Source organism: Sphingopyxis sp. H115, from assembly GCF_001468465.1.
GTDB lineage: Bacteria > Pseudomonadota > Alphaproteobacteria > Sphingomonadales > Sphingomonadaceae > Sphingopyxis.
The window spans coordinates 91248-106308 of the sequence record NZ_LNSA01000008.1 but is presented as its reverse complement, the minus strand read 5'-3'; the positions used below and the strand labels follow the sequence as shown (position 1 = coordinate 106308).

Genomic DNA, 15061 nt, shown 5'->3' with positions numbered 1-15061 from the left:
CCAAGCCTATGCCTTCCTGTTGCAGATTTGCATAAAGCCCGCGGCCATGAAGGACGCCATGCGGGCCTTGATCGCTTCGAAATCCTCCGACTTGCACAGGCCGCCCGATAGCTTGTCGATGCGCCCGGTGCGCGCGAGCGTTACCATCAGCGCGCCGGTGACGAAATGATAGCCCCAGAAGATATCTTCCTCGGCGCAATCGGGCATCGCGCGCTTGAGGAGGTCGATCAGGCGCAGCACCACGGGGTCGAAATGGCTGTCCATCAGTTCGGCGCCCCATTCGGGGGTGTTGGCGACCTGGGCGCCGAGGGCGCCATAATTTTTCCAACCATCTCCACCATGGATGTAGAGATCGAGGTCGGTGTCGAGGAACGCATGCAGCGCGCCTTCGATCGTCGGCTTGCCGTCGCTTGCGCGGTCATATTCGTCGAGCGCCTGCATCCGCTTCGTGCTCGTCACCACCGCGCGGCGCGCAAACACCGCGTCGAACAGCTTTTTCTTGTCCTCGAAATAATAGTTCAGCAGCGTGTGATGGACGCCGACGCGCTGCGCGACGTCCTTCAGCGTGACGCCGTGCAGGCCATGTTTGGAAAAAAGCAATTCGGCCTCGTCGAGAATTTGCTCGATCGTTTCGGCGCGTTGCTCGGCCTTGGTCGATCGCCGACGCGTTTTCGCCTGATTTGTCACGATATCGGCCTTCAATCCCTGTTTTTCGGCGACCGATCCCGCGGCGCCCCGCCCCGGTTCAACTCGCGCCATATTCGTTCCGCAGGCGAATCTTATCGATTTTTCCGGTCGGCGCCAGCGGCATGGCGCCCAGCCGGACCACCGCATCCGGAATCCACCAGGGTGCAACGCGCCCCTTGAGCGGCGCGAGCAGGTCGACATCGTCGATATCCTCGCCCGCGCGCAGTTCGACGAGCAGGACCGGGCGTTCGCCCCATTTGGCGTCCTCGCGGCCGATCACCGCGGCGAGCGAGACCGCGGGCAGCGCGCCGACCACGGCTTCGATCTCGGCCGGGTTGATCCATTCGCCGCCCGATTTGATCAAATCCTTCGCACGGCCGGTGATAACCAGATTGCCCCTTGCATCGATCCGCGCGAGGTCGCCGGTCGCAAACCAGCCGTCGGGATCGGTCGCGCGCTCGTCCTGCCCGAAATAGCGATCGACGACCGCCGATCCGCGAACGTGCAGATGGCCTTCTGCGCCCCGCTGTTCGGCGAGCGGCGTGCCCCCGGCGTCGGTGAGTTGCAGGTCGACGCCGACCGCGGGGCGCCCCGACACCGCCGCCGACCGATGCGGATCGGCGGGGGGCGTGATGGTGCCGAGGGGCGACAACTCAGTCATGCCCCAACTCGTCTGCACCGCGACGCCGAGCACCCGTTCGATGCGGTCCATCAACGCGGGCGCCATCGGCGCCCCGCCTACGATGATGCGTTCGAGCGACGGCAGCGCCTCGCCCGTCCGCTCGACATGTTCGGCAACGCCCAGCCAGACCGTCGGCACGCCGACCCCCACCGTCACGCCCTCGGCGGCGATTAACCGCGCGAGGCTGGCCCCATCGGTCTGGCGCCCGGGCAGCACGAGCTTGCCACCCACCGCGGGAAGCGCGAACGGCAAACCCCAGGCATTGGCGTGAAACATCGGCACGACCGCGAGCACCGCGTCGCGGTGGGTGAACGCCATGACGTCGGCCTGCAACGCCCGAAGCGTATGCAGGAAACTGCCGCGATGGGTATAGGTCACCCCCTTGGGCGCCCCGGTCGTCCCCGATGTGAAGCACAGCCCCGCTGGCGCGGTTTCGGCAAAATCGCCCCAGATAGCCCCGCCCGGCGCGTCGGCGATCAGCGGCTCAAGTAATTGAAGCGGCGGCGCGCCCGCGGGCCATTCGCCCGCCGCGCCGTCGATCAACAGCACCCGTTCGATCGCGGGCGCACGCTCGACGATCAGGCGCACGAGCGGCAAGAGGTCGGCGCTCGCCACCAATATGCGCGCGCTCGACTGGACCGCCATCGATGCGAGCTGCGCGCCGGTCAGCCGCGGATTGAGCGTGTGGCACACCGCGCCGATGCCCATGACGGCGTACCAGCTTTCGACATGCGCCTGGCTGTTCCAAGCCAGCGTCGCGACGCGGTCGCCTCGCGCGATACCGAAGCTGGCGAGCAGCGACGAGATCGCAAGGCTACGCGCGCGAAGCCCCGCATAATCGATCCGCGCGACGCCGCCGTCCTCGCGCGCGGTCACGACTTCGCCATCGCCGTGCCAGCGCGCGGCATGGTCGAGGAATTTGTTCAGCGTGAGCGGGAAATCCTGAATGCTGCCGTCGATCATGGACAATGTGCACTTTTCGCCAGCACCGGGGACAGGATGCCGCTGTTCCAGTTCCATGGCTGGTTGCCCGCCGCACGGCGGCGGCAGGTCGCGGCCTCGTGCAGCGCGAACATACCGGGCATCAGCCGCGTGCCGCCGCGCGGCACATCGGCAAAGGCGATGAAAGCGGCGTCCGCGCCGTATGGCCGCCATGGCGCCTGCCCCGCCGCCTCGGGCCTGCCGGTCTTCGCGAACGAAACCCAATAATCGCCCATGGCAGTCGCAAAACGGCGTTCGCTCACGCTGTCGGGGATTTTGGGCCAATAGGGCGGCGTGTCGTCGATCGTACCGAACACATAGGGGATTTCGGCAGCGTGAAAGCCGTGCAGCCCCGCCTCGCTCGCCGCCGGATAGCCATGATCGAACAGATAGAGATAGGCGTTCTGGCCGAGCGCGGTCTGCCGGATCGCCAGCCGTTCGGACGTCCAGCCATACATCGCGTCGCGCGCGCCCGCGAGCATCGCCTCGCCAAGGTCCTTTGCCGGATAGAGTTTCAGCCAGGCGTCGGCGAGGTCGCCGTACCGCTCGCGAATGGTCGCTTCATAGGCGGCGGCATTGGCGGGCGGCGGCGGCGCGAGGATGCGCAGCGAGCGGATCTCGCCGATGTTGAAGCCCGCGATCATCGGCACCGGCGCCTGCTCGCCGCGGTCGAAACTTTCGACGATCTGGCGCGGCAGGATTTTCCCGTCGATCGTGCCCCAGGGGAAATAGCCGGCCTTGAGCGCGCCGTCGTTGAGCGCGGACGCATCCATCGCGCGCAGCGCCGCCAGGTCGGCGGCACCCAGCGCGGCGGCGACCTTCGTCCCCATCGTCTCGGCGGGAACCTCGCCATGCCGCGCCTCGCGCAGCGACGGGGTCGAGATCATATAGGCGCTCTGCGCGATCGCCTTATGGAACAGTCCGCGCGCCCTGGGCGCGGTCATCAGATAGAGAACGCTGAGCGCACCGGCGGACTCGCCCGCGATGGTGACATTGCTCGCGTCTCCGCCGAACGCACCGATATTCGCCTTTACCCATTCGAGCGCCGCGACCTGATCGAGCAGCCCGTAATTGCCCGAAACGCCGTCGGGCGATTCGGCGCTGAGTTCGGGATGCGCCAGATAGCCTAGCGCGCCAAGCCGATAGTTGATCGACACGACGACCGCCCCGCGTGCGGCGAGTTTCGCGCCGTCGTACATCGCTTCATGGCTATAGCCGCTGAGCAAGGCGCCGCCGTGGATCCACACGATCACCGGCACGTCCTTCTCCCGGTCCGGCGCCCAGATATTGAGCGTCAGACAGTCTTCCGACATCTTGGCGGGCGGGTTGGTGTAGATGCCGACCGCGGTCGGGCGCGGCTGGATGCAGGCCGCGCCGAAGCTCTGCGCCTTGCGTACGCCGGGCCAAGCGGGGAGCGGCTGCGGCGCTTTCCAGCGCAGCGGTCCGACGGGCGGCTGTGCAAAGGGAATCCCCTTGAACACATCGAGTTTGCCGACCGTTTTGCCCTCGACCGAACCGGCGGGCGCCTCGATCACCGGGTTGGCGGCTGCGGCCGGCATCGCCATCAAAAGCCCGGTCGCCGTCAATAGGGTGCGCAGCGTCTTCATGCCTTTGTCTCCTGCCAGCGCAGCAGCCGGGCGAGCCACAGGAACAGCCCGATTGCGATCAGATAAAAGGGCGTCAATGTATACAACGCCGTCTGGAGGCCATGGGCATCGCCGCGCGCGGTAAACCCGTCGCTCGCGAAGCCGACCCAGGTCGGCCCCAGCCCCAGGCCGATGAAATTCATGATGAGAAGCAGCAGCGCGCCCGCGAGCACGCGCTGACCCGGCTTCACTTCGTCCTGCACCAGCGCGACCGAGGCCGAGAGGTAGAAATAGTTGAAGATCATCACGACGGTGAGCAGCGCGAGCGCCAGCGGCCAGCCCGGCGCCCAGATGAAGCCAAGATAGAAGGGCATCGCCACCGCCAGCGAGGCCGCCGGCGCGATCGCATAACCCGTGCGCGATTTGCGCACCATGCAGTCGATCACGCGGCCCGACACGATCATCCCGCCGCCCATGCCGATCAGCAGGACGAGCGCGTACCAGATCGCGACGTCGCCAAGTTCCATCCCCTTCTCGCGCATCAGGAACAGCACCGCGAAATTGCCGAGCCCATAGGTCACGAACTGCGTCGCCCCGCTGCCGAGTGCGGCGAGCATCAATATCGGGTGCGACAGGAACATGCGCACGGTCGGCCAGAATTCGGCCTTGTCGCCGGGCGCGGGCCCCGCGATGTCGGTTGCGCCGCGCGCGGGTTCGCGCACCGTCCGCCAGACGAGCAAGGCAGTGACGACGCCGATTGTGCCGACGGCGATGAAGGGGATGCGCCAGCCGAAGCTTTCGGCGATCGCCGCCCCAAAGGCGACCCCCGCCGCCGCGCCAATGGCGGGGCCGAGGTTGAAGATGCCGAGCGCCGCCGCGCGCTTGCCCGGCGGATAGGTGTCGGTGATGATCGCATAGGAAGGCGGCACGCCCCCTGCTTCGCCAAAGCCGACGACCATGCGCGCGATGGCGAGCTGGGTATAGTTCGCCGCCATGCCGCACGCGACCGTCGCCCCGCTCCAGATCGCGCAGGCGAGCGACAGCACACCGACGCGGCTCGTCCGGTCGGCGAACCAGCCGACCGGGATCGCGATGAAGCAATAGAACATCGCGAAATAGAGCCCGCTGATCAGCCCGAGCTGGCCGTCGCTGATCTGGAGCGCATCCTGGATCGGCTTGGCGAGGATCGACAGAAGCTGGCGGTCGAGGAAGTTCAGCACATAGACGAAGCAGAGCATCCCCAGCACAAAGCCGGGCCGCGCGGCCGGCTTGGTACCCGGCATGGGTGGAGCGCCGGTCGCCATGGGTTAGAGGCTGTAACCGAGGCGGACACCGAAGGTCCGGGGACGCATCGTCCCGAAGCGGCTCACGAGGAAGGCTTCGGGGTGGATGTAGGTGATCGAATGATCGTCGAAGAGATTTTCGACGTAGAATTGCGCCGACATATCGCCCTTCTTCAACCCTAGGCTCAGGTTGACGTTGCTATAGGCGTCAGTCTTGCCAAAGGTCGATAGCGGGAGGTTCGGGTTGCCCGGCGTGTTCGGGAAGCTGCTGTTGTACGACCCGATATGCTGCGCATTAGCGGCGAGCGTCGCCTCGACATCGCTCGCGAGGTTGAAGCTATAGGCGATATAGGCCGATCCCTGAATGCGCGGCGCCGACAGGCGGTGGCCGAGCACCGCGCCCGAAATCGCGGCTTCCTCTGGCGACAGCTTGGTGATCTTTGCATCATTATAGGCGCCGTTGACGCCGATCGCCCAGCCGGTCGCGGGGATCACACCGATTTCGAACTCGAACCCCTTGCTGCGCGCGGCGCCGATGTTGGTTGCGAACTGGACCGAATCCGACACGCGGTTCGCCTGCGCCTGGATGTTGTTCCAGTCGATCTGGTAGAAAGCGACGTTCATGCTGACGCGGCCGCCGAGCCAGCGGCCCTTCGCACCGATCTCATAGCTTTTGAGATCGTCCGAGCTCGCGCCGAACGGAATGGTGAGATCGTTCGGGTCGACAAGACTGGGCCGACCGGCAAAGGCGTTGACGATCGGGGCGCGGAAACCGGTGGAGAAGGTCGCGTAAGTGGTGAGCGCGTCGCTAGGCTTGAAGGTTGCGCTCGCCTTCCACGACGGTTTCGATCCCTTTGCCTTGACGCCTTCAACTGCGGCATATGGCGTGAAGGTGTCAAAATTCACCGGAAGGCCGAGCAGCGCATAGTCGTAATAGTTGAAGCCGAACGCGGTTGCGAGATAGCCGCCCGCTTCGGTGAAGCCCTGCGCCGAGGTTTCGCCATAACGCATTCCGCCGGTAAGCCAGAACTTGTCCGAGAAACGGTAGGTCAATTCACCGAAACCCGCGATTTCCTTGCTGAGCGAGTGGGTGTATTGCTTCTGGAAATATTTGTCGGGAAGCCCGGTGATGCCGCGCGCCGCGAGAAATGCCGGGTTGGAGCGGTAGAAATAATCAACGTCGCGGCGGCGGTCGAGGTAGAAGCCCCCGATCACGAACTGGAACGGGCCGCCCAACGTCGAGGCGAGCCGCGTTTCCTGCACGAAGACCTTGTCATAGGCATCGGCGTCGAGCCCGAAGGCAATCGGCGCGCCCGGGAATGACCCCGGCGGGAAGGTGCCGGCAAGATCGACGTAAAAGCGCTGGTCGAAATCCGAATAGGTCGACGAGCTGGTGAGCTTTGCGAAATCGAACTCATAATCGATCGTCGCATTGGCGATAAACTGCTTGCCGGTGAAGCGGTCGGGCTCGTCCGAGATACGCTTGTTGCGGCCGAGCGACGGGCTGGTCAGCGAGCTGTCCTTCGGATTGCTATATTCATAGCTGCCGAGCAGCTTGATCGACAGGCGATCGGTCGGGCGCCAGAGCAAGGTCGCGCGGCCGCCATAATCGATCAGCGTGTTCGAATTTTTCACCCCCGTCCCGACATTGTCGAGATAGCCTTCCTCGTCGCGGTAGAAGCCGACGACGCGCAGCGCGAGCTTGTCCTCGGCGAGCGGGATGTTGACCATCGCGTTGTAGCGCTGGCGGAAACTGTCCGATCCGGTCAGGCCCAAATCGACAAGAACCGCAGTGTCGAAGTCGTTGAGGTCCGGGCTTTTTTGCAGGATGCGCATCGCGCCCGACAGCGATCCTGATCCGAACAAGGTCCCCTGCGGCCCGCGGAGGAACTCGACGCGTTCGACGTCGAATAGATTGGGATCGACGACGGTGGTATTGCCGATCGTCGACACCGGAAGCTCGTCGATATAGATGGCGACCGAGCTTTGCAGGTTGGCGTTATAGCCGTTGGTCGCGATGCCGCGCGCGGTGAAATTGTTGAAGTTGGCGGTCGGCTTGTTGAGCACGACGCCCGGCGTTTCGCGCCCGATGCCTTCGTAACCGACGATGCCCTTGTCGGTCAGCTCTTCCTGCGAAAAGGCCGAAATGCTGATCGGCACATCCTGGATGCGTTCCTCGCGGCGGGTTGCGGTGACGATGATGTCGTTCGAATCTTGCCCCGCGTCGGCCTGTGGCGACGCCTCGGCCGCGTCCTGCGCGGCGGCGCCTGCCGGGATTGCGAAAAGCGCGCTCGCGCACGCGGATGCAAACAGCTTTGCCTTCATCTTGCCCTCTCCCATTCATCGCCGCTCGAGCGTCGGCATGCGGCGTCTATGCATCGCGCCATGCGCCGAGTCAATATTCACTCTCAAGTGTGTGAATGAAAATCCAACGCAATGCAGCCGACGTGCCGGTCGGAAAAAGACCTCCCGGTCGGGCCCGCCGCTTGCTATGCCAGCTGCATGACGACCGAAGCGCCGCCCGCCGCACTGCTCAAGGATATTCTCGGTCCCGCGGCGCTCGAAACGATCGCCGACGCCGGCGCGGTCGCATCGCGGCGGTTCGACCGGCACGCCTTCCTCACCGCCGCATCCAACGGTCTCGACGCCCTGTCGATCATGGAGCGCGTGCGCCATATTGCCGACGCGCTCCACGGCGCACTGCCCGGCGACTATGCGACCGGCCTCGACATCGTCCGCGCGATGGCGCCGCAATTGACCCATGGCTTTCAGGCGATGGCGGTCACCGAATATGTCGCGCGCCGGGGTCTTGCCGATTTCGACCGGTCGATGGACGCGCTCGCCGATCTCACCCGTTTCGGCACGGCCGAATTTGCCATCCGTCCCTTCCTCGCGGCCGACACCTCCCGCACGCTGGCGGCGATGACCGAATGGACGGCCAGCGACGACGAGCATGTCCGGCGGCTCGCCAGCGAAGGCGCGCGGCCAAGGCTTCCCTGGGCCGCCCGCATTCCCGCGCTGAAGGCCGACCCGACGCTCGCGGCGCCGATCCTCGACACGCTGCGCGCCGACCCCAGCCTCTATGTCCGCAAATCGGTCGCGAACCATTTGAACGATATCGCGAAGGACCGTGCCGACTGGCTTCTCGACCGCCTCGCCGGCTGGCCACAGGACGATCCGCGCACCACCTGGATCGTCCGCCATGCGCTCCGCACGCTGATCAAGCAGGGCGAACCGCGTGCGCTGGCGCTGATCGGCGTCGGCCATGGCGCCGCCGTGACCGTGTGCGATTTCACTATCGCACCGCAGGCGGTGCGGCTGGGCGACCGGATTGCGATCGCCGCCGAACTCGCCTCGGACGCGCCGGAGAGACAGCGCCTGGTCGTCGACTATCGCATCCATTACGCGCGCGCCGAAGGCCGGACGGCGCCCAAAGTGTTCAAATTCAAAAGCTTCGAACTCGCAGCCGACGAAACGACGAGGCTGACAATATCGCAGACGATCCGCGATTTCAGCACCCGCCGTCACTTTCCGGGCCGGCACCGGGTCGAACTGATCGTCAATGGACAGACGATGGCCGAAAGCGCGTTCGACATCCTGCCCAGCTGAGGTCTAGTTGCCCGGTGGTGGCTGCGGTTCGGGGGCGACGGGCGGCGGCGTGCTCCGATCCTGTATTGGCAGACGCAGGTCGATGCGGCTGCCATTGATCTCGGTCGAAATCACCGCATCGCCCCCCTCGATCCCGACGCGCGTCCGGTCGCCCACCGGGATGTTGCCGATGTCGGGAATGTCGAGCGGCTCGACCGGGCCGGCCGGGTCGGCGGGTTTCGGGCGCGGTGCCGCCTTCTTCCCCGATGCCTCGATCATGAAATCGCGCCAGATGCGCGCGGGTAAGCCGCCGCCCGAAATGCCCTGCAGCGGGGTGTTGTCGTCGTTGCCGATCCAGACGCCGACGACAAGGCCGTTCGCATAGCCGACGAACAGCGCGTCGCGATTGTCCTGCGTCGTGCCGGTCTTGCCATAATTGGCTTGCGGCAACCGTGCGGCGCGGCCGGTGCCGCGATTGACCGCGGCGCGCAGCATCCGTTCGATATCCTCATGCTCGTCAGACCCGAAGCGGCTGGGGCCCGAAATCAGATTCTCGAACCAGCCCCGCTCCTCGCCCTTGAACGCGTGCGGTTCGACCGGATAGCTGTTCGCCGCGACCGCCGCATAAGCGGCGGTGAGTTCGAGCAAGGTCATGCTCGACGTGCCGAGGGCCAGGCTGGGGTCGCCCTTCGCCATCGGCGCGGTGACACCAAGGTCGCGGGCCATGTCGATCACTTTGTCGTCGCCAACTTCGCGCAGCAACCGTACCGCCGCGACGTTGCTCGACGCCGCGAAGGCGTCCTCGAGGCTGATTTGTTTCGAATAGACGCCGCCGGCATTTTTGGGCTGGTAGGATCCGGTGTCGATCGCTTCGTTGCTGATCATGTCGTCGGGATCCCAGCCGTCCTCGAGCGCCGCGAGATAGACGAACAATTTGAAAGTCGAACCTGGCTGACGCTTGGCCTGCGTCGCGCGGTTGAAGGGCGAGGCCGCATAATCCTTGCCGCCGATCATCGCGACGACCTCGCCGTTCGGGCGCATCGCAACGAGCGCAACCTGCGCCTTCCCCAGCCCTGCCCGGCCCGTCACGCGCCGTGCGATCCCTTGCAACCGCGCATCGAGCGTCGTCGTGATCGTCTGGCGCGAATAGCCGACGTCGCTCAGCTTGCGCGCTTCGGGCAGCGCCCAGTCGGCGAAATAGGTGCCGGTCGGCAGCGTGTTGCGCATCCGCACGTCGATGCGCGGCGTGCGGATCGCCTTTGCCTCCTTGGCCGTCATATAGCCGGTATCGACCATCGCATTGACCACCAGCTTCATGCGCTTTTCGGCAAGGTCGGGATTTTTGGTCGGCGCGAGCCGCGAAGGTGCCTGCACCAGGCCCGCCAGCATCGCCGCCTGCGCCGGGGTCAGCTTTTCGGGCTGGCGATAGAAATAATGCAGCGAAGCCGCGCGCAGCCCATAAGTGTTGTCGCCGAAATAGGCGTTCGACAGATAGCGTTCGAGAATCTCGTCCTTGCTGAGCCAGGCCTCGAGCCAAAAGGCGATCAACGCCTCGCGCGCCTTGCGGCCCAGCGTGCGCTTCGGCGTCAGGAAAGTGAATTTCGCGAGTTGCTGGGTGATCGTGCTGCCGCCTTGCGTGCGCCCGCCGGTCACATTGCTCCATACCGCGCGCGCGATGCTGCGCGGGTCGATCCCCCAATGCGTATAGAAGCGCCGGTCCTCGATCGCGAGAAAGGCGCCGGTGACATGTTTCGGCAAGTCCTTAGCCTTCACCGGCTTGTCGACGATCGCCCCCGTCCGCGCGATCGGCGTCCCGTCGGAAGCGAGCAGCGTGATCTGCGGCGGCGCGATCGGTTCGAGCGATTTCGACAAGGGCGCGGTGAGCGCGAGCCAGCCGACGAGCAGGATGAAAAGGATCGCAAAGACGGCGAAGCCGCGCGAAATCCGGCGCATCCATTTGCGCGCGCGCGTTTCGGGAACGGCAGGCGCGGGCGTATCGACGACCGGATCGCTCGGAATCGGCGCGAGTGCGGGCGCGGGATCGGGGCTGGTGGATTTACGGAACCAAGTCATGCGCTGCGGCCGTATTAAAGCCGCAACACAGTATAAGCAAATCCCTTATCGCCGGATCTGTTCGGCCAGCGTATCGCGCGCGACACGTTGCAGCGCCGCCGCCTGCTCATCCGAAAGCCCGAGTTCGTCGGCGCCCTTTTCCTTCGGCCCCAGCGTAGTCGGGTCGATACCGGTGATCGCGCCGAAGGTCACAAGCGCCGAGAGATAATAGCCCGCGACGCTGGCATGATAATGGTCGTAGGCCCACAGATCGAGCTGGCCGTAACCGATGCCGTCATAGGGGTTGGGGTCGGCGACCCCGCTCGTCATCGCCCGGTTCCAGGCCTGCCCGACCGGCAGCACGCCCGCGACGCCGGGATTGGCGGAGCGCGCGCGGTCGGCGGCGGCGCGCAGATCCTCGGCCATCGCGGTCACCGGCTTGCCGTACCAATGCCCCTGGGGTCTATAGGCCTGGTCGGCGCGCGACCAGGTTGCGGCGAGGCGGATGTCGACCGCTGGATTGCGTGCCTTGAACAGCGCCGCAAGGCGGCCGACGTTGCGGATATAGTCGGCGGGATCGCCCGGCCGATCGCGGTCAAGCGTGCTAAACTCCTGCAGCACGACGATATCCCACGCGCGGTCGAACCGCTGGCGCCGCTCGTCATAATGAAAGCCGAGCGACTTGCCCCCCTGCGTTTCGAGGCTGACGCGATAGTCGAGCCCGGCCTGCTCGGTGAACAGCTTGAACAGCGCGGGAACCCCGCCATAGCCCGCATTGTTGAGGTCGGCGACCGACCCCGCGCGCCAGTTGCGCGCCGCCGAATGCGCGCCTTGGGTGAAGCTGTTGCCGATGAACAGGATCGTCTTCGGCGCCGCCTTGGCCTCGGCGGGTGCCGCCGCGGCGTCACCATGCGGGGCGGTGCTGGCGACCGCCTGGCCGGGCGCGCACCCTGCCAGCATCAGCAGCACCGCTCCCGACATGGCCTTCAGGGATCCAGTGGATCGAAGCCCCGAAGCTTTAGCTTTTTCGTGTCGCATCAGAATTTCACCGTCGCGCCGACATAGAAGCGGCGTCCGGCAATATCATAGACGCCGTTCTGGTTCGTCAAGCGCCCGCTCTCGGTCCCGCTCGGCAGGAAGGGGCTGGTCGAATTGAACAGATTGTTCACCCCGCCATAGAGGCGGAACTCCTTGCCGCCATTGTCGATGTCGAACGACATGAACAGGTCGTGCTCCCACACGTCGCCGATGTTGAGGAAGAGCGGCACCTCGGCATTCGGGTTGGTTTCGAGCAGCGCGGCATATTGGTCGGCGAGCGAATTGCTGTCCTTGATCTTGCCATAATAGGTGGTCGTCCAGCGGATGCGGAAATTGTCGAGCTTCCAGCCGAGCGATGCACGCGCGCGATATTTGAAGCTGCCTTCGGCAAGATCCCCCGCAAGGTCGTTGGTGACGGTCCCGTCGACGCCCTGGAACTGGACCTTCTGCTTCAGCACATGCGTGCCGTCGTAACGCAGGTCGAAGCGGCCGGGAATGCCGAGCGCGTCGTCGAGGCGGAAACGATAGTTGAAGGCGACGTCGATCCCCTGCGTGTCGAAGCGCGCCAGATTGACCTGCCGCTGGACCAACTCGACGATCTGGCCGTTGTTCGCGTTGCGCGTGATGTCGGCGCAGAAGGGGTTGTCGGCCTGCGGCACGTCGGTGTCGTAGCATTGAAGCTGGATGTCGCGGTTCGAATAGGCGTCGATCGCATCCTTGATGCGGATATCGTAATAATCGACCGCGATCGTCAGGCCGGGCACGAAGCGCGGCGCGATCACCGCGCCGAGCGTAAGCGTATCGGCGGTTTCTTCCTTGAGGTCGAGGTTGCCGCCATTGGGGCTATAGAGGCTGTTGCCCGCCTGCGAATATTGCTGCGTCACATTGTCGGCCGCCTGCTGCGCAAACAGGGCCTGGATGCCGGGGTCGAGCCGGCAGTTCGCGTCGATCCGCCCCGCGCTCGTCGGGGTCACGCCGTCACAGAGGTCGTTCGCGGCCTCGAAATTGCCGCGCGGCGGCGAATAGAGCTCGGCGATGTCGGGCGCGCGCTGGGCGCGGGCGAATTGCGCGCGGAAGCGGATGTCGGGGATCGGCGCATATTGAACCCCGCCGCGCCAGCTGAACACCGTGCCGACCCGGTCGATGCTATAGTCGGCGACGCGCGCCGAGGCATCGACGCTGAGCAGATGGGCGCCCGGCGCGTCGCGGAGCAGCGGCACGCTGACTTCGCCATAGCCTTCGAGCGCACGAATCGAGCCCCCGAAATTGGGCACCGCATTGCCCGTCGTCCCGCCGGTCTGCGACAGGAGATCGCCGCTGAGGTCCTGGCTGTCCTTGCGGTAATCGACGCCAAAGGCGGCGCCGACCGGACCGGCGGGAAGCTGGAACAGCTCGCCGGTGACGAAAGCCTGGCCGGTATATTGGCGGATCGTCAATTGCTGGTGCAGGTCGGCGCGGATCCAGGCGGCCATGTCTGGGGTGATCGCCCCCTCGCCGAACAGGTCGATCGCGACGCAGCCCGCGTCGCGCGCGTCGGCATCGGCGCATTGCGGCCCATTGGGTCCCATTTCGGCGTTGAGCGCCTGCGACAGGTTGACGCCGTTGATCTCGTTCCGACGCCACTGGTCCTGCTTGTACTGGCCGTAACCGAAGCTCGCTTCCCAGTTCCAGCTGTCCGAAATCTTGCCGCGCAGGCCCGCCCAGCTGCGTATCGTCTCGCGCTTGTTCTCGGTGATCTGGCCACCGACCTCGTCGAAGCGGCGATCCCAGGCGATGCCGGCGCCGGTCGAGGGCGCATCGGCGCGGATTTCGTCGGGGACGAAGGGATTGCACGGGCCAGAGCCCGAACCGCTGGCGCGGCGGCACGGGATCTTGCCATATTCGATCTCGGTCGTGACGCCGGTGACGGGGTTGGTGAGCGGATAGGTCGAATCCCAGCCGATGCCGACCGATTCGCGCGTCTCGCCCGATGTGATCCGCGAATATTGAAGCTGTGCGAAGGCTTCGACCGCGTCCGAGAATTGATATTCGAGCTTCGCCGCGCCCAGATAGCGTTTGCGCGCGAGGATCAGCGAGCGGCCCGTGCGTTGGTTGTAACCGTCGCGATTGGGCAGGAAATAGCCGACGTTGCCCGGACTGCTCGCCTGGCCGCCGCTGCCGGTGACGGGTTCGCCGGTGACGGGGTCGGGCCCGCGCTCGACGAGCACGCCGTTCCGGTAAAATCGGTCGCGCGCCGAGCTGGCGCCCGAAAAGACGCCGCCGGGGATGAAGCTGCTGAGGTCGCTCATCACCAGCGGCGGGAATTCGGAGGCGGGGCGCGATCCGCTCGCGGGCGCGCCGTCGGCGTTGATATAGACACCCTCGAACTCGTTGATGCCATTATCAAAATCATAGCCGTACGAGACCGGCCGCACCGCCCATTCGCGATCGATCGCGCGGATGCCCCAGTCGCGGTCGTAGGTACCGCTGACCAGGAAATAGCCGCGGCCGTCGGCGAAGCGCGTACCGTAAGTGGCGCCGAGCGTCAGTTCCTGCCCGTCGCCTTCGGACGTGATGCCGGTGCGCGCGCGCAGCGTCAGCCCGCGCTCGTTCTTCTTGGTGATGATGTTGACGACGCCCGCGACCGCGTCCGAACCATAGACCGACGAGGTGCCGCCGGTGATGATCTCGACCCGGTCGATGAAATCGCTGGGGATCGTCGACAGGCTGACGAGGTTCGAAATGCCGCTGTTCGATACGGTGCGACGGCCGTCGACGAGGACGAGCGTGCGGTTCGACCCCAAGTTTCGGAGTTCGATCGAGCTAAGCCCCGAATTCTGGGTGTTGCCGGTGACCGTCGCATCATTGGTCGCCGACGATAGCTGCGGCAGGTCGGCGAGCGTTTCGCTGAGCTCGCTGTCGCCCGATTCAACCAGGTCCTCGGCCGAAACGCCGATCACCGGCGCCGGCGTGTCGTAGGTTTCGCGCGCGATACGGCTGCCAGTGACGACGATCGCTTCTTCGGCCGGCGCCGCGGCAGCGGCTTCTGCGGGCGTTTCCTGCGCGGCGAGCGGCGCGGCAAGCGCGCCTAGGCCAGCGAGAACCAGCGCGGCACGGCTGCTGTGGCGGGCCCAGCGGGCTTTGGTCGAAATCATAATCTCACTCCCCATATCTGTTTTTATTCG

The 15061-nt window shown here is 65.5% G+C and carries 9 protein-coding genes; 1 reads left to right on the top strand and 8 read right to left on the bottom strand.

Annotated features, from left to right (window positions below):
* Positions 1-6: 6 nt before the first annotated feature.
* Genes ATE71_RS07945 through ATE71_RS07925 form a run of 5 tightly spaced genes read right to left on the bottom strand, consistent with a single transcriptional unit; the run spans position 7 to position 7544 of the window.
* A complete protein-coding gene (locus ATE71_RS07945) occupies positions 7-759 on the bottom strand; it encodes a TetR/AcrR family transcriptional regulator (protein WP_082665137.1) in 753 nt (250 codons plus the stop codon).
* Positions 746-2332, bottom strand: a complete 1587-nt coding sequence (locus ATE71_RS07940) for an AMP-binding protein (RefSeq protein WP_058802929.1) — start codon at positions 2330-2332, stop codon at positions 746-748. The genes ATE71_RS07945 and ATE71_RS07940 overlap by 14 nt, the downstream gene beginning before the upstream one ends.
* Complete coding sequence (locus ATE71_RS07935; protein ID WP_058802928.1) at positions 2329-3957, bottom strand: carboxylesterase/lipase family protein; 1629 nt, start codon at positions 3955-3957, stop codon at positions 2329-2331. The genes ATE71_RS07940 and ATE71_RS07935 overlap by 4 nt, the downstream gene beginning before the upstream one ends.
* Positions 3954-5219, bottom strand: coding sequence for a spinster family MFS transporter (locus ATE71_RS07930; RefSeq protein ID WP_235587958.1), 1266 nt, complete (start codon positions 5217-5219; stop codon positions 3954-3956). The genes ATE71_RS07935 and ATE71_RS07930 overlap by 4 nt, the downstream gene beginning before the upstream one ends.
* Before the next feature lie 24 nt (positions 5220-5243).
* Positions 5244-7544: a TonB-dependent receptor gene (locus ATE71_RS07925; RefSeq protein ID WP_058802981.1), complete on the bottom strand. Its 2301-nt coding sequence runs from the start codon at positions 7542-7544 to the stop codon at positions 5244-5246.
* Between the two features lie 177 nt (positions 7545-7721).
* Between ATE71_RS07925 and ATE71_RS07920 the strand changes: the two genes are divergently transcribed.
* Complete coding sequence (locus ATE71_RS07920) at positions 7722-8828, top strand: DNA alkylation repair protein (protein WP_058802980.1); 1107 nt, start codon at positions 7722-7724, stop codon at positions 8826-8828.
* 3 nt (positions 8829-8831) lie between these two features.
* Here the strand turns inward: ATE71_RS07920 and ATE71_RS07915 are convergent, their stop codons facing one another.
* From ATE71_RS07915 to ATE71_RS07905, 3 genes are read right to left on the bottom strand one after another with little or no spacing between them, the layout of a single operon-like run.
* Complete coding sequence (locus ATE71_RS07915) at positions 8832-10880, bottom strand: transglycosylase domain-containing protein (protein WP_058802926.1); 2049 nt, start codon at positions 10878-10880, stop codon at positions 8832-8834.
* Between the two features lie 45 nt (positions 10881-10925).
* Positions 10926-11840: a DUF4886 domain-containing protein gene (locus ATE71_RS07910; RefSeq protein ID WP_235587957.1), complete on the bottom strand. Its 915-nt coding sequence runs from the start codon at positions 11838-11840 to the stop codon at positions 10926-10928.
* A gap of 56 nt (positions 11841-11896) precedes the next feature.
* Positions 11897-15031 (bottom strand): TonB-dependent receptor plug domain-containing protein, encoded by a 3135-nt coding sequence (locus ATE71_RS07905; RefSeq protein WP_058802924.1) that lies wholly within the window; start codon positions 15029-15031, stop codon positions 11897-11899.
* Positions 15032-15061 lie beyond the last annotated feature (30 nt).